This window comes from Streptomyces sp. NPDC006140 (assembly GCF_040628815.1).
GTDB lineage: Bacteria > Actinomycetota > Actinomycetes > Streptomycetales > Streptomycetaceae > Streptomyces.
The window spans coordinates 30830-54252 of record NZ_JBEXTS010000002.1 but is presented as its reverse complement, the minus strand read 5'-3'; the positions used below and the strand labels follow the sequence as shown (position 1 = coordinate 54252).

Here is a 23423-nt window from a genome sequence, read left to right as displayed (position 1 = left end):
GAACGGCCCAGGACCGCAGGCCGCCTTCCCGTCGGAGCGCGCGCCACTCATGGCCGGAACGCTGCCCGTGATCGGCTACCGCACCAGCAGGTCCAGCAACCGCTCCGTCTCCGCCGCCGGATCCGTGGTCAGGCCCGTGTGGACGGGGCCTGGCTGGACGATCGTGGAGCGGGGGGCGACCAGCCAGCGGAAGCGGCGGCCGGGGTCGTCGGCCGCGGCCTGGCCGGCCGCGGTGCCGCCCGCGCAGAGCCTCTCCACGGCGTCGAGGGCGGCCCGGACACCGGCCACGTCCGCCCGGGGGTCGAGGGCCAGCAGGCGCGCCTCGTCCAGGTGGGTGCGCGCGCCGACGTAGGCCTCGGCGCGGCAGTAGAGGAGCACCCCGGCGTTGATGCACTCGCCGCGCTCGACGCGCGGGACCACGCGCAGGACGGCGTACTCGTAGATCTGGCGGTCCCGGGGCCCGCCCTTGATGATGTGCCGGTCGCTCACTTGATCCCCTGGATGCGGTCGTGGATGACGGCGGCCCGGGCGAGCAGCGGCCCCGCGTAGGCCCGCCTCAAATCGTCCGGTGTGTCGAAGCCGGGCTCGTCCGTCAGCCAGGCGTCGGGGATCCGGGCCGTGACCTCGTCGAGGAGCCGCTCGGTGATCCGGGGTGCCAACTCGGCCGCCGCGCAGGCGATGTCGGGCGCGAAAGGCGCCAGTGCGTGGTCGGAGGCGTCGTAGGGGCGGGCGGCCGAGGCCTCGGCGCCGGGCCAGTTGTGGTGCCAGATCATGGTCGCGCCGTGGTCGACGAGCCACAGCTCGCCCCGCCACATCAGGAGGTTGGGGTTGCGCCAGGACCGGTCGACGTTGTTGACCAGCGCGTCGAACCAGACGATCCGCCCGGCCTCCTCCGGGCTCACCCGGAAGGCCAGCGGGTCGAAGCCGAGCGCGCCGGAGAGGAAGTCCATGCCGAGGTTGATGCCGCCGCTGGACCTGAGCAGGCCCTGGACCTGCTCGTCGGGCTCGCCGAGTCCCAGCTCCGCGTCGAGCCGGACCGTGACCAGCCGCGGCACGCGCAGGCCCAGCCGGCGGGCCAGTTCCCCGCAGACCACCTCGGCGACGAGCGTCTTGCGGCCCTGTCCCGCGCCGGTGAACTTCAGGACGTACATGCCGAAGTCGTCGGCCTCGACCAGCCCCGGCAGCGAACCGCCCTCGCGCAGGGGCGCGATGTAGCGGGTCGCGGTGACCTCTTTCAACATTTTCCCAGGCCACCCGTTTCTTCAGCCTTGCGATCCACGACCAACTTCGGAGGAGCGCAGCGGCGAGGATCGCCCGCCAACAGCCCCCGGCCTCCGGCATGAAGTGAGCATAGTAACCGAGGGTGATCACCGGCGAGGAGCGCCCGAGCCGCGGCGCCAAGGCCTTGACCACCTCCGCGAGTGCCCGCAGTCCGGCCGAGGTCCCGGACCCGCGTGATCCACGCGGGGTACGCCACCGCCTTGCCGTCGTGCTCTCGCTGACCGCGTGCGCGGTGCCGGCCGGAGCGACCTCTCTGCCGGCGGTCGGTGCGCCTCGCGCCTCGGCGGACGGGCCACCACGGCCCCTGCCCCGTCGATGGCCAGGCCATCCCGTCGATCTGAATTCCGTCAAGTTCGGTCTACGGATGCCGATAGCGTGAAATGCTGGGCGTCGGCTGCGAGTTGGGGGGACTAGTGTCCGGGGTGGAACTGGTGGTGGCGGCGCTGGCCGCTGGTGCGTCGGCAGGGCTCACCGAAACGGTGAGCACTGCGGTGCGGGACGCGTACGGTGCGCTGCGAGAGTCGGTGCTCCGTCGGCTGCCCGGCCGTGGCGAGGAGCTGCTGGATGCCGAGCAGGTGGAGCCGGGGGTCTGGGAGGCCCGGCTGCGCGAGGAGCTGACCGCGTCCGGTGCCGATCGGGACCAGGAGCTGCTGGCGGCGGCCGAGGACCTCTTGACGCTGCTCCCCTCAGGGAGCAAGTACCAGGTCGATGCGCGCGGTGCCAAGGGCGTGCAGACCGGCGACCACAACATCCAGACCAATAACTACAGCTGAGGGCCGTAGCGAGTGGACAGCTACGGCGGCCGGACCCCGCCGGTCGACGCCCGCGGGGTGTCGGGGCTGCAGGTCGGGGACGGGAACCTGCAGATCAACCTGCACACCGGTGCCTCAGCGGCGGCCCGCTCGGCCTACCTCTACCATGTGAGGTTGATCGCACCGGCGATGCTCGCCGGTCGGGAGGAGGAGCTCGCCGAGCTCAGCGAGTTCTGCACCCACTCCGGTGAGAGCGCCTACCGTTGGTGGCGGGCGAAGGCGTGGGCAGGCAAGTCTGCCCTGCTGTCCTGGTTCGTGCTCCACCCGCCGGAAGGTGTGCACGTCGTCTCGTTCTTCGTCACCGCGCGATTCGCCGGGCAGAGCGACCGCGAGGCGTTCATCGATGTCGTCATGGAGCAGCTCGCGGCGTTGTTGGGCAAGCCCGTGCCCTCGTACCTGACAGGGGCGACCCGCGCCGCGCACCTGCTCGCGCTGCTCGACGAGGCCGCCACCGCCTGTCAGGAACAGGGGTCGCGGCTCGTCCTGGTCGTGGACGGCCTCGACGAGGACCGGGGGGTGACGACCGGCCCCGACGTATACAGCATCGCCGCACTGCTCCCGGCCCGCCCGCCCGGAGGGATGCGCGTCGTCGTGGCCGGACGCCTCGCGCCGCCGCTGCCCGCGGACGTGCCCGACCACCACCCGCTGCGCGATCCCGCGACCGTACGGCTCCTGGAGCCCTCCGAGCGCGCCGAAGTCATCCGGCACGCCGCTGAGCAGGAACTGAAACGCCTACTGACCGGCACACCCACCGAGCAGGACCTGCTGGGCCTGCTCACGGCGGCCGGCGGCGGCCTGTCCGTTCAAGACCTGGTGGAGTTGACCGGTGTCCGTGATCCGTGGGAGATCACGGACACCCTCGGCGCGGTGTCCGGCCGGACCTTCGCGCAGCGCCCGTCATCGCTCCGGCACGGGCTCGAACCACCCGAGGACGTCTACCTGCTGGCTCATGAAGACCTCCAGCAGGCGGCCAGGACTTTTCTCGCCGGAGAACGGCTGGCCGACTACCGCCGGCGCCTGCACGCCTGGGCAGACGGGCACCGGGAACGCGGCTGGGACAGGCGCACCCCCGGCTACCTGCTACTCGGCTACTTCCGCACGCTGCGGGAGGCCGGCGACATTCCCAGGATGCTCGACCTCGCGCTCGATCCGGGCCGCCACGCCTGGTTGCTCGACACCACGGGTGGCGAAGCCACCGCCCTCGCCGAACTCACCGCGACCCGGGACGCGATCCTCGGTGCCGAGACACCAGACCTGGCGGACCTGACCAGAGTCGTTCTGTGCCGGGCGAACCTGTCTGAGCGCAACGCCTCGCTGCCCGTGCGACTGCCCGCTGTCTGGGCACTGCTCGGTCGCCTCGATCGGGCCCGGGCGCTGGCCGAGTCCATGGGACCGGTGACTTCCGAGATGGCGCTCGCCAGGGTGGCCCGGGCGCTGGCGGAAACCGGCGGTTCGGCGTCTGCCGAATCCATCGCGCAGAGCATCGCCGAACCGGACGAGCGGGCTGCCGCGCTTTCGGCGGTTGCCGTAGCCGCCGCCAGGGACGGTGACCGGGGTCGGGCCGCCGAGCTGTCGGGTGCCGCCGACCGGGCGGCCCGTCAGATCGACAACTACCTGACCCGAGCCGCCTGCTGGGCGGCGCTGGCCACGGACGCAGCCGCGGCAGGCGACCGGCAGCGCGCCACCGAGCTGGTCGGAGAGATCAGGGCGCTCGCTGACCATCCGCAGGCCATGGCCGGGCGCGAACTGGTCGATGACGATCTGGCCGAGGCGCTGGCCGCTGCCGGCGAACAGAACGATGCCCTGGCTGTGGCTCGCGCCATCGGTGACCCTGGGCGGCGGGCGGAGGCTCTTGCCGCTGTGTCGCGGGCGGCGGCCCGCGACGGAGACCTGGCTTCGGCATCCCGGTGGGCGGCCGAAGCGGAGACCGCAGCCCGGGCGGTTGCCGGAGTCTCGCTACGGCCTCCGATGGCGGCGGTGATCGAGGCGCTGGCCGCCGCCGGAGATCCGGAGCGTGCGGCCGAACTCGTGGCCGAAACCGCCGAAGAACTCCTCGACAATTCGGACGACCACCCGACCTTCCAGGTAGGCCGCGATCTCGCCATCCTCACCGGCGCCGCTGCCCGAGCCGGCGATCATGACCGCGCCGAGGCGCTGGCCCGGGCCAACCCCGACCCCGAGTCCAAAGCGCGGGCGCTGACCGCGGTGGCCGAGGCGGTCGTGCGGTCGGGCGACCACCGACGCGGGCTCGGTCTGGCATCGCAGGCCCAGGAGGTGGCTCGGGCAGTGCGGTCCCCGGTGCACCAGCAGGTGGAGCTCGCGGCCCTGGCCGGTGTGACGGCTCGATCGGGCGACCTCGATTGGGCTGTGGCCATCGCCGGGACGGTGCATGACGCCGCCCGTGAAGTGATCGCGCGGACAGCGATCGCCCGGGCCGCGGCGGACGCGCGGCACTTTGATCGTGCCGAGGCCGTCGCCCGCACCATCGACAACGAGATCGGCCAGCGCGACACTGCGCTCGCCATCATCGCTGAAGCTGCCTTCGAAGCGGGTGCCACGGATCGGGCAGTGGAGATCATCTCCGCGATCGAGACGGCGCGCCCGTGGATGGTGGCGATCGGTGCGGCTGTCGGCGCAGGAGAAGCGTCGGGCGACCACAAAGGCGCGACAGCCCTCATGGACAGGCTCATGAGCCGCATCGCCGAAGCGGGCGAGAATGTGGACGAGTGGGTCGTGCTCGTCCTGACCGAGGCCATCGCCCGCGCCGGTGCAGTCGAGCATTCCGAGCGCGTCGCCCGCATGATCGGGGACTTCACGCCACGAGCCCGGGCGCTGGCGGCAGTGGCCAGGGCCGCCGCCCGCAAAGGCGATGCGGGCCGAGCCGCTGCGCTCCTTGACGAGGCCGAGGCAGTGGCCCGCGGCATCGACGGCCCCCACGATCGGCCACGTACCGTGGACTCGCTCATCAAGGCAGCCGCTTGGGCCGAAGATGAAGCAAGCGTAAGCATGGTTCTCGGCGATGCGGCAGCGCTGGCTCGCATCATCGACGGAACCTCCGAGCGTACTCACACCCTGGCGGCGGTCACCGAGGCGATCGCCTGGACCGGAGCGCACGAACGAGCCGCGGAGCTGGCTGCCGAGATCGAGGATGCACTTGAGAAGGCCAGCTCGCACGGAAACCGTGAACTGCTCGCCCGTCTCGCCCGGGCAGCGGCCGAGACCGGACAACCTGAGCGGGCGGAGTCGATCGCGGACCGGATCACCGACTCGGCGATCCAGGCCCGCGCCCTGGCCCACCTTGCCAATGCGGCCCACCCGGCAGCGGCCCGGCTCCTGACGGCACGGGCCTTCACCCTCGACCTGTGGACGGCCGTGGGCACGCTGCACCGGCTCGAACCGGCGATCCTGCTCCTGCTCGCCGAGGATCTGGGCGTCGCCGGGCTGCGTACCCCACCCTCGAGCGCCCACGATGCGCCTCCCCCCGGGGCCGCGGGCCGCCGCCGGCGGCGCCTGGCGCTGCGCTGGCCCCGCCGCACCGCCGGCCCCCGCGTCACCCCCTCCTCCGAGGACACCGGCGAGCAGTAGCGGGGCCTGGCCCAGCTCATCGCGCAGAAGGAAGAACGAGTTCGCGCTCGACCACCCCGCGGGGAAGCTGTATCTGATACGACGCACACTCGTTCGCATTCGGACTCTGGGAGCGCCCGTGTCGCGAAACGTTTCGTCGTCGTCCGTGCTCATCGAGAACCCGTCCGTGAAGTTCTCCAGCGCCCCCGAACGCCCGCCCCTGCGCCACCTGGGCAGGCCCTCGCTGCGCCGCTCCGCCTCCGACACCCGGCGCCGCGCCCGCGGGGAGATGCCCCGCGTTCTCCTCCTCGTCCCCTCCTACACCCGCGTCGTCGAACCCTCACCCGAGCGCAGCAGCTTCCGCACCCTCGGCCTGGACACCTTCGAGGTGATGAAACGCGCCGGAACCCCGATCGGCCTCTTACGCATCGCCGCGGGCGCCCGCCTCGCCGGGTTCGACGTCGGCATCGTCGACTCGCCCTTCGCCGGCTGGGAGCAGGAGCGCCGGGTCGTCGACCTCGGCGGCGGCAGCAGCCTCGTCCGCTACGGCCTCGACGACACGCAACTGCGTGCCCTGATCGAGGACTTCGACCCGGACATCGTCGGCGTGCAGTGCATCTACACCGTGCAGTGGGGCAACGCTCGCGCCCTCGCCGACCTGGTCAAGGACATCGACCCGGCGATCGTGACCGTCACCGGCGGCTCCCATCCAAGCGGCGACTGGCAGTACGCCGTACCGGACTCGCCGTTCGACCACGTCGTCATCAACGAGGCCGACCAGACCTTCACCGCCCTGCTCCAGGCGCTCACCGAGCCGGACGGCGACATCGACGCCGTCCCCGGGATCGCCTACCGGCGGACCGACGGCGCCGTGGTGCGCACCACCGCCCGGTCGCCGTACATGCGGATCCTGCCCAAGCGGCAGGGCCTGGACGAGCGGCTCGGCATGATGCCGCTGCCCGACTTCGGCATGCTCGACATGCGCCAGTACGAGCAGCCGTACCACTCCTCGGGCAAGCGGGTGCGCGACCACGGCTCCTGGGCGCAGATCTTCTCCACCATCGGCTGCAACGTCGGCTGCGACTTCTGCTACATCCCCATGGTGAACGGCCCCTGGCGGGCGCTGGGCACCGACTGGTTCGACCTGCACCTCGCCGAGATCCGCAAGCAGGGCGTCACCGAGGTCCTCATCGAGGACGACCATCTCCTGCACGACCCGCTGTACGCGATGAGCGTCTGCGAGCTGCTGCGCAAGCACGACCTGCCGTGGGTGGACGACGCCGAACGGCGCAACCCCAACTTCCGCAACATCCTGGCGGCGATGCGCTCCGGACTGACCTGCCGGGCCCTGATCAAGGCGATGGCCGACGGCGGCTGCTACAGCGTCTACCTGGCCGTGCAGAGCGCCAACGAGGACAGCCTCGTCGAGTCCGGCAAGCCCCGCCTCAACGCCTTCCAGCAGGCCACCGGCGAGATCGTGGAGATGTTCACCGAGTACGGCATCCAGGTCACCGGCGGTTTCATGCCCGGCTTCGTCAACCCGCCCGAACAGCGGGGCGGCGAGCCGTACATCGAGTCGCTGGAGCAGATCGAGAAGACCATCGACTACGCGGTCACGCTCATGGGCCACGGCATGGCCTACGCCAACCCGTTCATCGTCACGCCCCTGCCGGGCACGAAGATGTGGGACTTCCAGAAGGACTACGTCGTACGCCACTACGACAACGGCTGGTCCCACGAGAAGGCGACCATGGCCACGGACAAGTGGAGCGCCGAGGACATCGAGCGGATGCGGCTGGAGCTGCTGGTGCGGGCCAACGGCCCCGACAAGGTGACCGAAATGGTCCGCCGGGGCACCTGGCCGGTGGACGCCTGAGCCTCAGCCGGTTTCCCGGCCGCGGCGGCGGGCCGTGCGCAGCATCTCCGCCGAGGCCAGCATGGCCCCTCCGGTGATCAGCACACAGGCGACGGCGACGGGCCAGCTCGCGTCGGCCCGTCCCGTCGCCACCAGCAGCCCCGTGGACAGCAGCGGGGCGAAGTACGACAAGGTGCCCAGCAGCCGGATGTCCCCGTGCTTGGTGCCGTGGTCCCACACGTAGAAGGCGCCGCCGACCGGCCCGAGCCCGAGCGCGAGCACCGCGGCCCACTGCCAGCCCTCGGGCCGCACGGTCGTCTCGAACAGCACATGGCACACGGCTGCGAGCAGGGCCGTGGCGAGGCAGAACAGGGCGACCAGGTCCGTCGGCACCTGCGGATAACGGCGGTTGGCCACGGAGTAGGCCGACCACACGAGCGCGCAGACGCCCGCGGCGCCGTACCCCAGCAGAAACTGGCTTCTGAAATGCACTCCCTGCCCGCCGGTGACGAGCAGGAAGGTCCCGGCGAGCCCGAGCAGCGCCCCCGCCGTGTGCCACCAGCGCAGCCGCTCGCCGGGCAGCAGCGCGGAGAACACCACGATCAGCAGCGGCCACAGGTAGGCGATGAGTCCGGCGTCGACGGCGGGGGCGTTGCGCAGGGCGAGGAAGTAGAAGAAGTGGTAGCCGAACAGGCCGCCGATGCCCAGCGCCCAGGCCCCGGCGGGCAGTCCGCGCAGGGCGGTGCCGCGGCCGCGCAGCACCCGGGGCAGTCCGAGGAGGCCCCCCACCACGAACGCCATCGCGGTCAGCTGGAAGGGCGGTATCCGTCCGGTCGACGTGGTGAACAGCGCCAGCGACGCCCACAGCAGCACGGCCGCGGCGCCCAGGCCGGTGGCCCTGAGCCGGCGCGCCGGATCCTCCACCAGCCCTCCCGTCACTCCCTGGTCGGTCACCGGGGCAGCGTAAGGATGCGCGTCACACCCGCCCTCCCTTTCCGGACAGGGGAATTGCGTCCGCGGGCGGCGCGCGCGTGGAGAAGAGCCGCGGCGCCGGGGCGCGTGAGGAGGATCGGCCGCGTAAGACGGCCCGGAACCCGACAGCGAACCGACAGCTCCCTTTTACCCACGGCGCTCGGCGAACGGGTCAGGATTTCGACGTTGTCTGAACAGCCGGTCCCGAAGGACCGTACCTCTGCGCAGATCACGAATCCCCGGAAGGAACGTCAGCATGACCAGCGAATCAGTTCAGCCGGTGTCGGGACCGAACCGCCGTGCCGTCGTGGCGGCGGTCGGCGCGGCGGGGCTCACCGTGGCGCTGACGGCGTGCGGCTCGGGCGACAAGGCGTCCGACTCGTCCACCGAACAGGGCGCCGGGGGCGGCGGCGCGACGAGCTCCGAGGGCGGCTCGTCCGCCGGGGCGGGCGCCGGTGGCGCGGCGCTCGCGAAGACCGCCGACATCCCGGAGGGCAGCGGCAAGATCTTCAAGGACGAGAAGGTCGTCGTCTCCCAGCCGGCCGCGGGCGACTTCAAGGCCTTCTCGACGATCTGCACCCACCAGAACTGCCCCATGGTGGACCTCAAGGACGACATCATCTCCTGCACCTGCCACGGCAGTCAGTTCTCCGTGCTCGACGGCAGCGTGAAGAAGGGCCCCGCGGTCAAGCCGCTGGAGGCGAAGCAGGTGACCGTGAACGGCGACTCCATCACGCTCGCCTGACCCCGCCCCGACGCCCCAGACACGCCAGCACCTCGTCCGTGGTCGCGACCGTGGCGACCAACGCGAGGGTGTGGCGGATCATCGCGGGGGTGTAGCCGGACGGCACCCCCGCGATGGCGTCGGCCGGGACGACGACGGTGTAGCCGCGGTTCACCGCGTCGAACACGGCGTTGGGTATCGCCACGTTGGCCGAGACGCCGGTGACGATCAGCGTGCGGCAGCCCAGGTTGCGCAGCAGCGGGTCGACGTCGGTGCCCTGGAGGGGCGACAGCCCGTGCAGGCGCCGTACGACGAGGTCCTCCTGGGCGACCTCGATCGGGGCGGCCACGCCCACCGCCGGCGTGCCGGTCAGCTGCTGGACGGGCAGACGTGCGGCGGCGCGGAAGAGACGGGCGTTGCGGCTGGAACCGCGGCCGTCGGGCCGGCGCTCGGCGACGGCGTGGACGACCTGGACACCGCACGCGTGGGCGGCGGCCACCAGGCGGGCCACGTGGGCGAGCATGCCGCTGGAGCGCGCCTCTTCGGCGAGTTCGGGCAGTGCGCCGTCCTTCCCGACGACGCCCTCCTGGCACTCGACGGTGAGCAGCACGGTGGTGTCCGGATCGAGGAGTGCGCTGAGCTCTTCGTACGAGGGCACGGCTTCCCCCTGTCGCCGGCGGCCGGGCGGCGAGCGTAGCCACCGTTGCGCACGGACGGAAGAGAAACCATTCTTTTCTGACGTGATGTCAGAGGATCTCCTCTGACACGACGTGGGAGAAGAAAGAGGGGGAGCATGACCGTCACGCAGCAGCGCCGGGGCCGGAAGATCATGATGACGCCGGGCGAGCTGGACGATTTCCTGACCACGCAGCGCACCTGCCGGGTCGCCACGGTCTCGGCGGGCGGCGCGCCGCACGTGAGCACGCTGTGGTTCGCCTGGGACGGCACCTCGATGTGGCTGTACTCGGTCGTGCGCAGCAAGCGGTGGACCGATTTGCGGCGCGACCCGCGGGTGGCGATCGTGGTCGACACGGGCGAGGAGTACGACGAGCTGCGCGGAGCCGAGCTGTCGGGCACCGTCGAGTTCGTGGGCGAGATCCCGCGCACGGGCGAGCTGCGCGCCGAACTCGACGTGCCGGAGACGCTGTTCGCCCGGAAGAACTTCGGCCTGGAGGAGATGCCGCACGACGGCCGGCACGCCTGGATACGACTGACCCCGGAGAAGATCGTCTCCTGGGACTTCCGCAAGCTGGGGGCGCGGTAGGGCCTTCGGAGAGCTCGGCGGTGGCCCCACCGAGGGGCGGTGGCCGACCGCCGAGGCTCGGCCGGCCGACCGCCGAGGATCGATCGGCCGACCGCCGAGGATCGGGCGGCCGACCGCCGAGGATCGGGCGCAGGCCGGCAGGCAGGCCCAGCCGCCCGCCAGGGGCCAGCAGGCCGCCAGAGGGCCAGCCGCCCGCCAGAGGGCCAGCCGCCCGCCAGAGGGCCAGCCGCCCGCCAGAGGGCCAGTCGGCCCGTCAGAGTGCCAGTCGGCCCGTCAGGGCACCAGCCGCCGCCAGGCGCCGCGGGACGGCCTCCGACCGGCCTGGGAGTGGGCGGCGAACCGCCAGAGGGTGCGACCCTCTTCCGACCGCCTGGGCGCGGGCAGCAGACCGCCAAGGGGCGCCGGCGGCCTCCAACCGCCAGGACGCAGACAGCCTCCCGCGCCGGGGCCTCGGGCGGTCGGCCGTCAGTGGTCGGGGCGCCGGCTCGCGCGGGCGGGCTCAGCCGACGCTCTCCCCCGCCGCCCGGAGGGCCTTCACCGCGGCGCGGATCGACGGGCGGCGGTCGGCGTCCGCGCGCCAGACGACGTAGACGTGGCGCCGCACCCGCTGCCTGAGGGGGACGGTCACGACGCCGGCCGGCACGGGATGGCGGCCGAGCAGCGGGGCGACGCACACGCCGAGGCCCGCGGCGACCAGCGCGAGCTGCGTGTGGTTCTCCGCGGCGCGGTGGCCGACGATCGGCTCGACGCCCTTGGAGCGGAGGGTGAACATGAGCCACTCGTGGCAGAACTCGCCCTCGCCCCAGGTGATCCACTCGTCCTCGGCGAACTCCGTGAGGTCCACTTCGTCGCGCCCGGCGAGCCGGTGGTCCACCGGCATGGCGACCTCGGCCGGGTCGTCGAGGATCGACGCCTTGACCAGGCCGTCGGGCAGCGCCATCGGCTTGTTGTACCAGTCGAGCACCACGGCGAGGTCGAGGTCACCGCGTACGACCCCGGCGATGCCGTGCTCCGGTTCCAGCTCGCAGGAGCGCAGCCGGAGCGCGGGGTGTGCCGCGCGCAGGGCGGCCAGCGCGTGCGGGAAGAGCCCGCGCGCGGCCGTCGGGAACGCCGACAGTCTCAGCTCGCCGACGACCTGCCCGCGCTGCGCCTCCAGGTCCGACTGGGCCAGTTCGACCTGGGACAGGATGCGCGCGGCGTGCTCGGCGAGCAGCCGCCCGGCGTCGGTGAGCCGCACACCCCGGCCGTTCTTGGCGAGGAGCTGCTGGCCGACCTCCCGTTCCAGCTTGGACAGCTGCTGCGAGACGGCGGAGGTCGTGATGTGCAGCCCCTCGGCGGCGCCGCTGACCGAGCCGTGCCGGGCGAGGGCGTCGAGGGTGCGCAGGCGCTCCAGATTCAACATGTAAGCGATGCTACGCGATACCGAGTGCGAAATCTCGATTGTGCTACGAGGTTCCTGTCCAGCATCGTGGCGTCCATGAGCACCGCCACCACCACCTCCAGCCGGATCACCCCCGCCTCGCCCGACCGCCCCCGGCCCCGCCTCGACTGGCGGCTCCGGTTCGCCGCCCTTTCCCTGATCTGGGGCTTCAGCTTCCTGCTCATCAAGGTGGGCACCGAGGGCTACGCACCCTTCCAAGTCACCCTCGGCCGCCTGGTGTTCGGCACCGCGGTGCTGGCCGCCGCGATGGCGGTGCGCCGTGAGCGACTGCCGCGCGGGGCGCGCACCTGGGCCCATCTGACGGTCGCCGCGTTCCTGCTCAACGCCCTGCCGTTCTCGCTGTTCGCCTACGCCGAGCTGACCATCCCGTCCACGCTGGCGGGCATCTGCAACGCGACCTCGCCGCTGTGGGGCATGGCGCTGTCCCTGGTCGCCCTGTCGGAGGACCGCCCGACCCGGGTGCGGGTCGCCGGGCTGGGACTGGGCTTCCTCGGGGTGCTCACGGTGCTGGGCGCCTGGCAGGGCTTCCACGGCCTGGACGCCACGGGCACGGCACTGGCCCTGCTCGCCTCCCTCAGCTACCCGATCGGCTGGATCTACGTCCGCCACACCCTGGCCGGCACCGGCCGTTCGCACCTGTCGATGACCGGCGCGCAACTGCTGCTCGCCACGGTCCAACTGGCCGTGGTCACCCCGCTGTTCACGACGCTGCCCACCCGCGTGTCCGTCGTGCCGCTGCTGGCGATCGCCGCCCTGGGCGCCCTGGGCACGGGCCTCGCCGTGCTCCTCCAGTACGGCCTGGTCGCCGAAGTCGGCCCGACGACCGCACAGATGGTCACGTACTTCATTCCGGTCATCGCCACGGCGGCGGGCGTCGCACTCCTCGGCGAGTCGCTCACCTGGTCGACACCGGTCGGCGCGGCGATCGTGCTGACGGGGGCGGCGCTCACGCAGGTGCGGCCGAAGCCCCGGCGGACGCCTCAGCCGTAACTCCGCGCCGGGGCGGGGCCGAGGGCCGAGGCGATCGCCTCGGCCAGCGCCTCGGTCTCGCCCTCGGTGAGCGTCGAGACGGTGACGCGGATGCCGGGCGGCGCGCTCACGCGGAAGCGGGCGCCGGGGGCGACGGCCCACCCGGCGTGCAGCAGCCGGGCGACGGCACCGGTCTCGTCCGGCACGGGCACCCAGACGTTCATGCCGCTGCGCCCGTACGCCGCGACACCGCGCCGGCCGAGGGCGCCGATCAGCGCGTCCCGGCGCCGCCCGTACGCCGCCGCCACCTCGGCCGTGTCCACCGCGCCGTCGGCCCACAGCCGCACCAGGGCCCGCTGCGTCAGCAGGCTCACCCAGCCGGGCCCGAGGCGCTGCCGGCCGCGGACCCGGTCGACGGTGACCGCGTCCCCCGTGAGCAGGGCGAGGCGCAGATCGGGCCCGTAGGCCTTGGCGGCCGACCGGACCAGGGCCCAGTGCCGGGTCGCCCCGGCCAGCGGGTGGAGCGGCACGTCGACGATGCCGTGGCCGTGGTCGTCCTCGATCAGCAGGGTCTCCGGGTGCTCCCGGAGCACGGACCGCAGGGCACGCGCGCGTGCGGCGCTCACCGCGGCGCCGGTGGGGTTCTGCGCCCGGTCGGTCACGATCAGGGCGCGCGCCCCGGCTCCCAGCGCCCGGCGCACGTCCTCGGCGTACGGGCCCTCGTCGTCGACGCCGACGGGGGCGGTCCGCAGTCCGAGCGCGGCCACGAGGTCCAGGGTGGAGCCCCAGCCGGGGTCCTCCACGGCGACGGTGTCGCCGGGCTTGAGATGGGCCGCCAGCACCCGTTCGACGCCGTCGAGCGCCCCGGAGACCACGGCGAGCGGCCCGTCCGGCACCCCGTCGGCGTCGAGGCCGGCGCGGGCGATCCGGGCCAGTTCCGGCTCCACGGGGGTGTCCCCGTACATCACGGGGGCCCGGTCGCCCTCGGCGGCGGCCGCCGCGAACGCGCCCGCGAGCGGCGGCAGCAGTGCCGGGTCCGGGTTGCCGGTCGCCACGTCGCGCACGCCCTCGGGGACGTCCACCCGAATGTGGTCCCGCCCGGTCGTGGCCGGCGCCGGCCGTACCCGGCTGCCGCGCCGGCCCGCGGTCTCGATGACCCCGCGCTCGCGCAGGGTCCGGTACGCGGCCGCGACCGTGTTCGGGTTCACTCCCAGCCGCTCCGCCAACTCCCGCATGGGCGGCAGTAGTTGACCCGGCCGCAGCTCACCGGCACCCACCGCCCGCTCGACGCTCGCGGAAATTTCCGCCGCACGGCGCCCACTGATCGGATACTCTCCTAGCACAAAACAGATTATGCACTAGTGCAATGGAGATCGCCATGCAGGGGAGCACGCGGACGCCGTCGCAGCCCGCCACCGCCTACACACCGACCGACCGCACCGTCCCCACGCGCTCGCCGGGCCGGGCCTCGTACGACAGGGAGCTGGTGCACGCGATACTCGACGAGGCCTACGTCTGCCACCTCGGCTTCGTCCGCGACGGCGCGCCGGTGGTGCTGCCCACGCTGTACGCCCGGGTCGGCGAGCGGCTCTACGTGCACGGCTCGACGGGCTCGCGCCCGCTGCGGGCGGCCGGCCAGGACGACCCGGGCCTGCCGGTCTGCCTGACCGTCACGCACGTCGACGGTCTGGTCCTGGCCCGCTCGGCCTTCCACCACTCGATCAACTACCGCTCGGTGGTGGTGCACGGCGTCGCCCGTGACGTCACGGACCCCGAGGAGAAGCGGCGGGCCCTGGACGCGCTGGTCGACCACGTCGTACCGGGCCGCGCCGCCGACTCCCGGCCGGCCAACAAGAAGGAGCTGGCCGCCACGGCCGTGATCCGCCTGGACCTGGACGAGGTCTCCGCCAAGCTCCGCACCGGCGGCGTGAACGACGAGCCCGAGGACCTCGCCCTCCCCCACTGGGCAGGAGTCGTCCCGGTCCGGAAGACCTACGGCACCCCGATCCCCGACCCGGCCCTGGCCGAGGACACGGCACTTCCCGACTACCTCCGGGGCAGGTAGCCCCTAGGGGCGCGGGGAACTGCGCGACCAGCCGGTGACGGCCCGCGGCCGTCGCCGGACGAGCACCACCCGCCCCCCGGGCGTCCGCGCCTCCCCTACGGCGAGTCCCGCCACCGATCCCAGCAACAACAAGGTTCCGGCGACCGTCGCCACCGTCAGCCGCTCGCCGAGCAGCACAACGGCCAGCACCGCCGCACTCACCGGTTCGAGCAGCATGATCACCGAGACGGTGGCGGACCGTACGACGGCCGCGCCCGCGAAGTAGAGGCCGTAGGCGAGGGCCGTGGGCACGGCGGCGACGTACGCCAGCAGGACCAGCAGCCGCATGGGCTCGACGGTGTGCGGCACCAGTCCCTCCGCCAGCGCGAGCGGCAGCAGGCACAGGCTCGTGACGGCGAACGCCTCGACGGTCGTGCGGGAGGCGTCGGTCGTACCGTCGCGCCCCCAGCGCCGGGTGAGCAGCGTCATCACGCTGTACCCGGCCGCGGACAGCAGCGCCAGCAGCACGCCCACGGGCCGTACCGTCGATCCCCCGCCGCCGAGGACGAGGACCGCGAGGCCGGCGAGGGCGCCCACGACCGCGGCCACGCCGCCCCGGCCCAGGCGTTCGCCCAGCGTCAGTCGCGCGCCGAGCGCGATGAGCACGGGCCCGGCACCCAGCGTGACGACGGTGGCCACCGCGAGTCCGGTGGCGGAGACGGCCGCGAAGTAGGCCGTCTGGAAGACGGCAAGGCCGATCCCGGTGACGCCGGCCCGCAGCGCCCTGCGGCGCAGCGGCTCACGGACGGGGCTGCCGGTGCGTGGCCGGAGCAGGCGCACGGCGAGCAGCAGGACCAGGCCGGCGGCGCAGCGCCAGAAGGAGAGGGCGATCGGCCCCATGTCACTGGCCCGGTAGACCAGGGAGGCCGCCGCGCCCGCGGTGCCCCAGGCGGCACCGGCGACGATCAGATAGAGGAGGCCTCGCCCGATGGGCAGGCCGGAGGCAGTGTTCGACACGTGTTCTCTCCGCAGACGCGCACGGCGAATCGCGCCCGAGGGGCGTTCGCGGGTGCGCGGAAGTTCGGGAAGGGCCCCGGATCAGTCGGGATCAGCGGGGTCCACGGACTTCGTCTGCGGGCAGCACCGTTCGGCCCGGCGGCGAAAGCGCCGGGCGCGGTTTCCGGAGGGCCCGCCTCAGGCGGCCGGAGGCGGAAGAACGAGCGCGTTCGAAGGCATGATCGACACCCTAAGCGGTCGTCCCGGGGGCCGACAATTCCCTTTCCGGGCCGCCGCCGGCCACCGGCCGGTCGGAGCCCTTCGCGGGCGTCGAGGACTGCGCGATGAACGCACCCAGCAGCACGATCACGCCCCCGGCGATCTGCGGCGCCGACAGGTGCTCGCCGAGCAGCACCCAGGCCAGGACGGTGGCGATGACCGCTTCGAGGCAGGCCACCACCCCGGCGACCTGCGGGGAGAGCCGGCGCACGGCGAGCACGCCGGTGACGTACGCGACGACCGTGGCGACGAGGACGATCCACCCCAGCAGGACGACGGCGGCGACGGGCGTGCCGTCCAGGTGCGCGGTGCCCCTGAGCACCGACCAGTCCATGGTCCAGGGCCGGGCGACGACGGTCAGCACGGCCGCGCCGACGAGCAGGCCGTAGGCGATGACGCCGAGCGGGTCGGGCGCCTCCTCGCCGGCGTCGCTGCCCTGGTCGGAGAGGACGAAGTAGCCGACCTGGCAGCAGGCCGCGCCGAGCGCGAGCAACAGCCCCAGGGCGTCGAAGCCGAGGCCCGACCACACCTCGACGACACACGCGAGTCCGCCGACGGCGAGGACGACGCCGACGGCCGCCGCGCGGGTCACGGGCCGCCGCTGCACGAACCGCACCCAGCCGAGCACGAGGGCGGGTGCCAGGTACTCGATGAGCAGGGCCACACCGACGGGGATACGGGAGAGCGCGGCGAAGTAGCAGGCCTGGACACCGGCGACGGCCAGCAGGCCGAACCCGGCGAGCAGTCCGGGGCGGCGGCGCAGCAGCGCGCGGTGGCGGACGGCGAGCGGCAGCATCACCACGGCCGCCCCGGCCACCCGCAGCCACACCACGTGCAGCGGGTCCAGGCCCGCCTCGATCAGTGGTTTGGCGGCCACCCCGGAGCCGCCGAAGGCGACCGCGGACAAGATCGCGAGGCCGAGCCCCACGCCCTTGCCGCGCCTGCTCGGACTGCTGTCAGACGTACGCACCGGCACATGATGACAGGCCCTGACAGGAGCGTCACCCCCCATGACACCTGTCTCACTGCCTGGACGGGACGCACGGGCCCCGTCAGGGAGCGGTTTCGCCGCCGCCGACGCACTCCTGAGGCCGGCCGGACCGGCTCTCGAGCCGGGCGAGCACCTCGTGCGCGTCGATCCCGGCGCGTTCGAGCACCTCGACCGCGCGCGCCTGCGGATCCACGACGATCGCCGCGAGCAGATCGGTGCCGCGGGCCGGTCCGCCGTGCCGCACGGCGCGTGCGCAGGCGTACTCCATCGACGCCGCGGCCAGCGGCGAGAAACCCGTGGTCTCCGTGACCACGGGGACGGCGCCGGAGTCCTCGACGCCGCTCTGCCAGCGCAGGCCGTAGCCGATGCTGCGCTGGACCAGGTAGCCGAGCAGCCGGGCGATCCGCGGTCCGTCCCCGAAGGCGGCGCGTGCCTCGGGGTCGGACTCCAGCAGTGAGTGGAGCAGATGGGCCGTGTCGATCTGCCGGTCCCCGTCCCGGACCGCCCGGCGGCGGGCACCGGCGACCATCGAGGCCAGTTCGTCACTGAACCTGGCATCGTGCTCTGCGCGGTGGACGCCGTGCTCATGGGCCGACTGCCGGGGGATACGGGGTTGCACATCTCCTACCCCATCAGCCTCGCCGGGCCGGGTCATCCCCGGAGCGAAGCATTTTCGGGTCCCACGGGAAGTGGACACCGCCGACCGGAATCTCCTCCTTGCGGAGGACATCAGGCTGTTTCATACGGAGGACGCACCAGTTCTGACAGTTCGTCAGTATTGAACATTGCGGCTGCCCCGGCTACGTTCCGCGACATCCAGCCCGACTCGGAGAGGTGGTCGCATGGCCGAAGTCAGCGCGGAGTCACACATCGGGGCGCCGGCGGAGAAGGTGTGGGCCCGGCTCACGGACTGGTCCGCGTACGGCGAGTGGAACACGACTCACACCGGTTTCCCGTCGGGCGGCCCCGAACCCCTCGAAGTGGGCGCGACCTTCCAGGAGAACATGCGGCTGATGAACTTCCCGGCGGAGGTGGAGTGGACCGTCGAGGAGCTGGAACCGGCCCGGGTCCTCGCCATCCGCGGCAAGGGCCCGATGGCCGTGACCGTGGCGACGCGCTACACGCTCACGCCCGACGGGGACGCGACGAGGGTCCGGATCGACGGCGCGTTCACGGGCGCGACGGTGTCCCTGATGGCGGGCAAGCTCAAGGACTCGGCCACGGCGGCCCTCAACGAGTCGCTGCGCAGGCTGGACGGGCTGGTGAGCTGAGACCCGCAGCGCGACGCTCATGCCGGAGGCCTGAGACCTGGGACCCGATGCCCGGGAACGCCGAAGCGCCCCCGGACCACTCCGGGGGCGCCTCCGCCGCGAGGTTCAGTCCTCGTCGGCAAGGATCAGATACAGCTTCTTGCGCGCCTCGTTGATGACGCCGAGCGCCTTCTCCCGCTGCTCCTTGCTGCCGGCCTTCCAGACCTGGCCGAAGGCCTCCATCAGACCGAAGCCGGCCTGGCGGATCTCGCCGAGGGCCTCCCAGTCGACCCCGCGGGAGGCCTCCTCCCAGGGCGCCTCGGGCCCGTCTTCGGCCGCGGCACGGCCCGCCTCGGTGAGCGAGAACAGCTTCTTTCCGCCCTCGGACTCACTCGCGATCAGCCCCTCGTCCTCCAGCAACTGGAGGGTGGGGTACACCGAGCCGGGGCTGGGCTTCCACGCCCCGCCGCTGCGCTCGGCGATCTCCTGGATCATCTCGTAGCCGTGCATCGGCCGGTCCTTCAGCAGGGCCAGGATCGAGGCCCGTACGTCACCGCGCCGCGCCCTCCCCCTCGGTCCGCCGCGCCCTCGACCACCCCAGGGGCCGGGGCCGAAGCCCGGACCACCGGGCCCGCCCCAGCCGGGGCCACCCGGACCGAAAGGACCGAAGGCCGCACGCAGCCCCTCGAAACCGCCCCGACCGTGACGCGGTCCGCCGTGGCCATGCCCGTGCTCAAAACCGTGGGTACGCATCGCAACCACTCTCCATTCCATCGTTGATCTGTCGCGATGCGTCAACGATATATCGGAAGAGTTCGCATGGCAAGACCCGACCCGTCCGACCGAGGGCCCGCTCCCTACCGGACCTTCCGCACCTGGGTCGTGTCGGCGTCGAGGAGGGTGCCGTCGGAGCCGGTCGGCGCGACTTCCGGCACAGGGATGCCGTGCTGGTCGACAAGGACGGAGTGGGCTTCGCCGGGGGCGAAGGCGTGCCGTTCTCCCCACTGCCGCAGGGTGAGGATGACGGGGAAGAGGGCGCGGCCGGCGTCGGTGAGCACGTATTCCCGGCGGCGGCCCGATGGCGCGGTGCGCTGCGCGAGGAGCCCGTGGGCGGTGAGCTTGCGGAGGCGGTCGGTGAGGATATTGCGGGCGATGCCCGTCCGTCGCTGGAACTCGGTGAACGATCGCGCCCCGTCCATCGCGTCGCGGACGACGAGAAGGCTCCACCTGTCGCCGACGAGGTCGAGCGTGCGGGCGACGGGACAGTCGGGGTCGGTCCAGTCGAGGTCCGGTGTGCGCATGGCCGTGCGCGACATGACGCCTCCCAATGAGTTGCGATTTGAAACCATCATGCCGTACGGTCAAAATTGGTTGCAATCTGCTACTGATTGGATGGAGTGCGATGAACGCATGGCGGCGATTACTGCTCGCGGTGGTGTGTGGTGTCGCTGTGGCGAGCATCTATGCCGCGCAGCCGGTGCTCGAGCCGATGGGACGCGATCTCGGTGTACCGGCGGAACGCACGGGGTGGATCGTCGCGACCGGCCAGTTCGGCTATCTGGCAGGGCTACTGCTGCTGGTGCCGCTCGGTGATGTGGTCGACAGGCGCCGACTCATCGCCGTACACCTGACGATCACAGCGGCGGGCATGGCCCTTACAGGCTCGGCATCAGCCGCATGGGGGGCTTTCGCGGGGCTCGCGGCGGCGGGAGCGTTCGCGGTCGTGGTCCAGACGACGGTGGCCTACGCCGCCTCGGTCTCGCCGCCTGCCGAACGCGGACGGAACATCGGTGTCGTCACCTCGGGCGTCGTGGTCGGCATCCTGGGCGCGCGGGTCGTCACCGGCACCCTCGCCGAGGTGTGGGGCTGGCGGAGCGTCTATGCCGTACTCGCGGTGCTGTCACTCGGGCTCGCAGCCCTCGTCCTCGTCACACTGCCGTCGGAGGAGCGCCCCGACCCGACCGCGCGGTACGGGCAGCTCGTCGTCTCACTCGGCGGACTGTTCGGGCAGCGCGTCTTCCTGACGCGCGGACTCATCGCGTTCTTCTTGTTCGCATCGTTCGGAACCCTGTGGAGTGGACTCTCCCTGCCCCTGGCGGGCACGCCGTGGCAGCTGAGCGAGAGCCAGATCGGACTGTTCGGCATCGCCGGACTCGCCGGCGCGCTCGGCGCGGCCCGCGCGGGACGGTGGGCGGACGCGGGACGGGCGGCCCCGGTCACCGGTCTCGCCCTCACCCTGCTCATCCTCTCGTGGGCGGCGATCGCGCGGTTGCCGTGGTCACTGTGGCTCCTCATCGCCGGAATCGTGGTTCTCGACTTCGCGGTCCAGGCCGTCCATGTGAGCAACCAGCATCTGCTCACCGCCGCGCATCCGGATCGCGTCAGCAGCGTCATCGGCGGCTACATGGTCTTCTACTCACTCGGCTCCGCCCTCGGCGCAGCCGCGACCACCGCCACCTTCACCGCCTACGGCTGGGCGGGCTCCAGTCTCCTCGGGGCCGGATTCGCGGCCTGCGCACTGGCCGTCTGGGCGACCGACAGACGACCACCCCGTGTGGTGTACTGCCGGTCATGCCGTTGCTGCTGCTCGACCTCGACAACACCCTCGTCGACCGCGACGCGGCCTTCCGCACCGCCGTCGCCGCCTTCCTCGCCGAGTACGGCCTGCCCGCCTCCGACCTGGCACCGGTGATGGCCATCGACGCGAGCGGCTACACCCCGCGGCACGAAGTCGCCGAGGCCCTGACCGGCCGGTACGGCGACAGGGTGCCCGCCGCGGCCATCCGTGCCTTTCTCGACCGCGGCGCCGCCGAGCACGTCGTCCTGGCGCCCTCCACCCGCGAAGCACTGGGCGCGGCCCGGGCGGACGGCTGGACGTGCGTCATCGTCACCAACGGCCGCGTCACCCAGCAGGAGACGAAGATCCGCGCCACCGGGCTCGACCGACTCGTCCACGGCTGGGTCGTCTCCGAAGCCGTCGGCCACAAGAAGCCGGCTCCGGAGATCTTCCGGGCGGCGGCCGACGCCGCCGGTCTCCCCCTTCCGGGCGCGTGGGTCATCGGCGATTCCCCCCACGCCGACATCGCGGGCGCCGGCGCGCTCGGGCTCCGGAGCGTGTGGGTGGCGGACGGACATGCCTGGACCGAGGACTCCTACCGCCCCACCCATGTCGCCGACGACGTCGCCTCCGCGATCGGCCTCGCCCTCGGGACGTCGAGACAAGGCTGATCCGGGCGGAACCGGGCCAGCACTCGTGAATTGGCCTTGGTCCGCGGCTTGGCGGAGCCCCTAGCGTCGGGGCATGCGGATCCGAATCGTCGACGCCTTCACCGATCGCCCCTTCTCCGGCAACCCGGCCGGTGTCCTGCTCCTGAACGGCGCGGACGCCTTCCCGGACGACACCTGGCTGCAGAACGTCGCCCTGGAGGTCAACCACGCCGAGACGGCCTTCGCCCACCCGCTCCCCGAGGGCGGCGAGGCCGACTGGGCCCTGCGCTGGTTCACCCCGGCCGCCGAGGTCGCGATGTGCGGCCACGCCACCCTGGCCACCGCCCACGTCCTGCACACCACCGGCGTCCATGAGGGCCCGGTGCGGTTCGCCACCCGCAGCGGCGTCCTGGTCGCGACGCCCGCCGCGGACGGCTCCGTCACGCTGGACTTCCCGACGGCCCCGCTCACCCGCATCGACCCGCCCGCCGGTCTCGCCGAGGCCCTGGGCGCCGAGCCGCTGACGGTCCTCGACACCGGCCCGAACGTCGGCGACCTGCTGGTCGAGGTCGCCGACGAGAAGACGGTGCGCTCCCTCGGCCCCGACCTGAAGGCCCTCGCCGCCCACTCCGAGCGCGGCGTCATCGCCACCGCTCGCGCGGAGGACCCGGCCCGGGGCTACGACTTCGTCTCGCGCTGCTTCTTCCCGAACCTCGGCATCGACGAGGACCCGGTGACCGGCAGCGCCCACACCGCTCTCGCCCCGTTCTGGTCCGAGCGCCTGGGCCGCCCCGGCCTCACCGGCCTCCAGGCCTCGCCCCGCTCCAGCCGCGTCCGCACGGAGCTGCGCGGTGACCGCACCCTGCTGACCGGCAGGGCGGTCACCGTCATCGAGGGCGAGCTGCTCGCCTGAGACGGGCGGAGGGGCGTACGACACCGCCGTACGCCCCTCCCGCGTGTCGTCACGCCGTCGGCAGCCACCCCACCTTGCCCGCCAGCAGCGCGTAGCCCACGAACGCCCCGATGTCGAGCAGCGAGTGGGCCACGACGAGCGGGCCGACCCGGCCCCAGCGGCGGTAGAGGTAGACGAAGACGACGCCCATGACCATGTTGCCGATGAAGCCGCCGATGCCCTGGTAGAGGTGGTACGAGCCACGCAGCACGGAGCTGCCCACCAGCGCGGCCGTCGGCGTCCAGCCCAGCCGGCCCAGGCGGCGCAGCAGGTAGCCGACGACGATCACTTCCTCCAGTACGGCGTTCTGGATCGCCGAGAGGATCAGCACCGGGTACTTCCACCACACGGCCGGCAGCGCCTCGGGCACCACGGTGAGGTTGAAGCCGAGGCCGCGGGCCGCCAGGTAGAAGGCGATGCCCGTGCTGCCGATGACCGCCGCGATCGCCGCTCCCCGGCCGAGGTCGGGCCAGGGGCGGGTGCGGTCGAACCCGAGGGTGCGCAGGCTCGCGCCCTCGCGCAGCAGGAAGTGCGCGACGAGCAGGACGGGCACGAGCGCCGTGGTGATCCCGAAGAGCTGCCAGGCGAGGTCGAGCCAGGGGCGGCCGGGCGCGGCGGAGGCGTTCATCGTGGCTGCCTGGTCCTTGAGCCCGCCCGGCTTGGTGACCGACCCGATGAAGCTGATCAGCGCGGACACCCCGCTCGCCCCCAGCGACAGCGCGAGGACGAGCAGCGTCTCGTCGCGGAGCATCCGCCGTGAGAGCCCCTGCTGGGGAATGGAATCGCCCACCGGGCTCGCCTCCGCCTGCACACCTGCCTCCA

24 protein-coding genes are annotated in these 23423 nt (G+C 72.6%); 12 read left to right on the top strand and 12 right to left on the bottom strand.

Annotation, left to right across the window (positions count from 1 at the left end):
• Positions 1–75: 75 nt before the first annotated feature.
• On the bottom strand, positions 76–489 hold the full coding sequence (locus ABZ386_RS05430) for a DUF3037 domain-containing protein (RefSeq protein ID WP_351344950.1): 414 nt from the start codon (positions 487–489) through the stop codon (positions 76–78).
• Positions 486–1241 (bottom strand): HipA family kinase, encoded by a 756-nt coding sequence (locus tag ABZ386_RS05425; protein ID WP_358963737.1) that lies wholly within the window; start codon positions 1239–1241, stop codon positions 486–488. The genes ABZ386_RS05430 and ABZ386_RS05425 overlap by 4 nt, the downstream gene beginning before the upstream one ends.
• Positions 1242–1363: 122 nt before the next feature.
• Between ABZ386_RS05425 and ABZ386_RS05420 the strand changes: the two genes are divergently transcribed.
• The 4 genes from ABZ386_RS05420 (at position 1364) to ABZ386_RS05405 (ending at position 7533) form a co-directional block, all read left to right on the top strand.
• Complete coding sequence (locus ABZ386_RS05420) at positions 1364–1660, top strand: transposase family protein (protein WP_351344956.1); 297 nt, start codon at positions 1364–1366, stop codon at positions 1658–1660.
• A gap of 43 nt (positions 1661–1703) precedes the next feature.
• Positions 1704–2054 (top strand): hypothetical protein, encoded by a 351-nt coding sequence (locus tag ABZ386_RS05415; protein WP_351344959.1) that lies wholly within the window; start codon positions 1704–1706, stop codon positions 2052–2054.
• A gap of 12 nt (positions 2055–2066) precedes the next feature.
• On the top strand, positions 2067–5678 hold the full coding sequence (locus tag ABZ386_RS05410) for a hypothetical protein (protein WP_358963735.1): 3612 nt from the start codon (positions 2067–2069) through the stop codon (positions 5676–5678).
• Between the two features lie 118 nt (positions 5679–5796).
• A complete protein-coding gene (locus ABZ386_RS05405) occupies positions 5797–7533 on the top strand; it encodes a radical SAM protein (protein WP_358963733.1) in 1737 nt (578 codons plus the stop codon).
• A gap of 3 nt (positions 7534–7536) precedes the next feature.
• On the opposite strand, the gene ABZ386_RS05400 is transcribed toward ABZ386_RS05405, so the two are convergent.
• On the bottom strand, positions 7537–8466 hold the full coding sequence (locus ABZ386_RS05400; protein ID WP_356500533.1) for an EamA family transporter: 930 nt from the start codon (positions 8464–8466) through the stop codon (positions 7537–7539).
• 274 nt (positions 8467–8740) lie between these two features.
• Between ABZ386_RS05400 and ABZ386_RS05395 the strand changes: the two genes are divergently transcribed.
• Positions 8741–9229: a Rieske (2Fe-2S) protein gene (locus ABZ386_RS05395; RefSeq protein ID WP_351344971.1), complete on the top strand. Its 489-nt coding sequence runs from the start codon at positions 8741–8743 to the stop codon at positions 9227–9229.
• On the opposite strand, the gene ABZ386_RS05390 is transcribed toward ABZ386_RS05395, so the two are convergent.
• Positions 9216–9866: an isochorismatase family cysteine hydrolase gene (locus tag ABZ386_RS05390; RefSeq protein WP_358963730.1), complete on the bottom strand. Its 651-nt coding sequence runs from the start codon at positions 9864–9866 to the stop codon at positions 9216–9218. The genes ABZ386_RS05395 and ABZ386_RS05390 overlap by 14 nt on opposite strands.
• 135 nt (positions 9867–10001) lie before the next feature.
• Here ABZ386_RS05390 and ABZ386_RS05385 point away from each other — a divergent pair, with 135 nt between their 5' ends.
• Positions 10002–10472 (top strand): pyridoxamine 5'-phosphate oxidase family protein, encoded by a 471-nt coding sequence (locus ABZ386_RS05385; RefSeq protein ID WP_114250798.1) that lies wholly within the window; start codon positions 10002–10004, stop codon positions 10470–10472.
• Between the two features lie 499 nt (positions 10473–10971).
• Here ABZ386_RS05385 and ABZ386_RS05380 read toward each other — a convergent pair whose 3' ends face one another.
• The gene (locus ABZ386_RS05380) at positions 10972–11874 is read right to left on the bottom strand and encodes a LysR family transcriptional regulator (RefSeq protein ID WP_351344978.1); all 903 of its coding nucleotides are present in this window, start codon (positions 11872–11874) and stop codon (positions 10972–10974) included.
• 75 nt (positions 11875–11949) lie between these two features.
• On the opposite strand from ABZ386_RS05380, the gene ABZ386_RS05375 reads away from it, so the two are divergent.
• Positions 11950–12903 carry a DMT family transporter gene (locus ABZ386_RS05375; RefSeq protein WP_358963727.1) on the top strand — a complete coding sequence of 318 codons (954 nt, stop codon included), beginning with the start codon at positions 11950–11952 and terminating at the stop codon, positions 12901–12903.
• On the opposite strand, the gene ABZ386_RS05370 is transcribed toward ABZ386_RS05375, so the two are convergent.
• Positions 12894–14225: an aminotransferase class I/II-fold pyridoxal phosphate-dependent enzyme gene (locus tag ABZ386_RS05370; protein ID WP_358963725.1), complete on the bottom strand. Its 1332-nt coding sequence runs from the start codon at positions 14223–14225 to the stop codon at positions 12894–12896. The two genes, ABZ386_RS05375 and ABZ386_RS05370, sit on opposite strands and share 10 nt — an antisense overlap.
• A gap of 35 nt (positions 14226–14260) precedes the next feature.
• Here ABZ386_RS05370 and ABZ386_RS05365 point away from each other — a divergent pair, with 35 nt between their 5' ends.
• A complete protein-coding gene (locus ABZ386_RS05365; protein ID WP_351344988.1) occupies positions 14261–14947 on the top strand; it encodes a pyridoxamine 5'-phosphate oxidase family protein in 687 nt (228 codons plus the stop codon).
• A 3-nt stretch (positions 14948–14950) separates the two neighbouring features.
• Here ABZ386_RS05365 and ABZ386_RS05360 read toward each other — a convergent pair whose 3' ends face one another.
• The 3 genes from ABZ386_RS05360 to ABZ386_RS05350 all read right to left on the bottom strand — a co-directional run bounded on the left by ABZ386_RS05360 (position 14951) and on the right by ABZ386_RS05350 (position 17811).
• Positions 14951–15943, bottom strand: coding sequence for an EamA family transporter (locus ABZ386_RS05360; RefSeq protein ID WP_358963722.1), 993 nt, complete (start codon positions 15941–15943; stop codon positions 14951–14953).
• Positions 15944–16172: 229 nt separating this feature from the next.
• Complete coding sequence (locus ABZ386_RS05355; RefSeq protein WP_351344994.1) at positions 16173–17177, bottom strand: EamA family transporter; 1005 nt, start codon at positions 17175–17177, stop codon at positions 16173–16175.
• A gap of 76 nt (positions 17178–17253) precedes the next feature.
• Positions 17254–17811, bottom strand: coding sequence for a Clp protease N-terminal domain-containing protein (locus ABZ386_RS05350; protein ID WP_358963720.1), 558 nt, complete (start codon positions 17809–17811; stop codon positions 17254–17256).
• Between the two features lie 223 nt (positions 17812–18034).
• Here ABZ386_RS05350 and ABZ386_RS05345 point away from each other — a divergent pair, with 223 nt between their 5' ends.
• Positions 18035–18463: an SRPBCC family protein gene (locus ABZ386_RS05345; RefSeq protein ID WP_351345000.1), complete on the top strand. Its 429-nt coding sequence runs from the start codon at positions 18035–18037 to the stop codon at positions 18461–18463.
• Positions 18464–18568: 105 nt separating this feature from the next.
• Here ABZ386_RS05345 and ABZ386_RS05340 read toward each other — a convergent pair whose 3' ends face one another.
• Complete coding sequence (locus tag ABZ386_RS05340; RefSeq protein WP_358963717.1) at positions 18569–19195, bottom strand: PadR family transcriptional regulator; 627 nt, start codon at positions 19193–19195, stop codon at positions 18569–18571.
• A gap of 104 nt (positions 19196–19299) precedes the next feature.
• Positions 19300–19758 (bottom strand): helix-turn-helix domain-containing protein, encoded by a 459-nt coding sequence (locus tag ABZ386_RS05335; RefSeq protein ID WP_355713798.1) that lies wholly within the window; start codon positions 19756–19758, stop codon positions 19300–19302.
• Positions 19759–19844: 86 nt separating this feature from the next.
• Here ABZ386_RS05335 and ABZ386_RS05330 point away from each other — a divergent pair, with 86 nt between their 5' ends.
• The 3 genes from ABZ386_RS05330 (at position 19845) to ABZ386_RS05320 (ending at position 22562) form a co-directional block, all read left to right on the top strand.
• The gene (locus ABZ386_RS05330; RefSeq protein WP_358963714.1) at positions 19845–21134 is read left to right on the top strand and encodes an MFS transporter; all 1290 of its coding nucleotides are present in this window, start codon (positions 19845–19847) and stop codon (positions 21132–21134) included.
• Complete coding sequence (locus ABZ386_RS05325) at positions 21020–21670, top strand: HAD family hydrolase (protein ID WP_358964443.1); 651 nt, start codon at positions 21020–21022, stop codon at positions 21668–21670. The genes ABZ386_RS05330 and ABZ386_RS05325 overlap by 115 nt, the downstream gene beginning before the upstream one ends.
• A gap of 73 nt (positions 21671–21743) precedes the next feature.
• Entirely contained in the window at positions 21744–22562 is an 819-nt protein-coding gene (locus tag ABZ386_RS05320; protein ID WP_351345010.1) for a PhzF family phenazine biosynthesis protein, read from the top strand.
• A 49-nt stretch (positions 22563–22611) separates the two neighbouring features.
• Here ABZ386_RS05320 and ABZ386_RS05315 read toward each other — a convergent pair whose 3' ends face one another.
• Complete coding sequence (locus tag ABZ386_RS05315; protein WP_351345013.1) at positions 22612–23412, bottom strand: type II CAAX endopeptidase family protein; 801 nt, start codon at positions 23410–23412, stop codon at positions 22612–22614.
• Between the last annotated feature and the right edge of the window lie 11 nt (positions 23413–23423).

Excerpts from the sequence above, each read along its gene's own strand:
- ABZ386_RS05425 (WP_358963737.1), bottom strand. The coding sequence starts at position 1,241 with ATGTTGAAAGAGGTCACCGCGACCCGCTACATCGCGCCCCTGCGCGAG.
- ABZ386_RS05395 (WP_351344971.1), top strand. The coding sequence starts at position 8,741 with ATGACCAGCGAATCAGTTCAGCCGGTGTCGGGACCGAACCGCCGTGCC.
- ABZ386_RS05385 (WP_114250798.1), top strand. The coding sequence starts at position 10,002 with ATGACCGTCACGCAGCAGCGCCGGGGCCGGAAGATCATGATGACGCCG.
- ABZ386_RS05380 (WP_351344978.1), bottom strand. The coding sequence starts at position 11,874 with ATGTTGAATCTGGAGCGCCTGCGCACCCTCGACGCCCTCGCCCGGCAC.
- ABZ386_RS05375 (WP_358963727.1), top strand. The coding sequence starts at position 11,950 with ATGAGCACCGCCACCACCACCTCCAGCCGGATCACCCCCGCCTCGCCC.
- ABZ386_RS05365 (WP_351344988.1), top strand. The coding sequence starts at position 14,261 with ATGCAGGGGAGCACGCGGACGCCGTCGCAGCCCGCCACCGCCTACACA.
- ABZ386_RS05345 (WP_351345000.1), top strand. The coding sequence starts at position 18,035 with ATGGCCGAAGTCAGCGCGGAGTCACACATCGGGGCGCCGGCGGAGAAG.
- ABZ386_RS05340 (WP_358963717.1), bottom strand. The coding sequence starts at position 19,195 with ATGCGTACCCACGGTTTTGAGCACGGGCATGGCCACGGCGGACCGCGT.
- ABZ386_RS05335 (WP_355713798.1), bottom strand. The coding sequence starts at position 19,758 with ATGTCGCGCACGGCCATGCGCACACCGGACCTCGACTGGACCGACCCC.
- ABZ386_RS05330 (WP_358963714.1), top strand. The coding sequence starts at position 19,845 with ATGAACGCATGGCGGCGATTACTGCTCGCGGTGGTGTGTGGTGTCGCT.
- ABZ386_RS05320 (WP_351345010.1), top strand. The coding sequence starts at position 21,744 with ATGCGGATCCGAATCGTCGACGCCTTCACCGATCGCCCCTTCTCCGGC.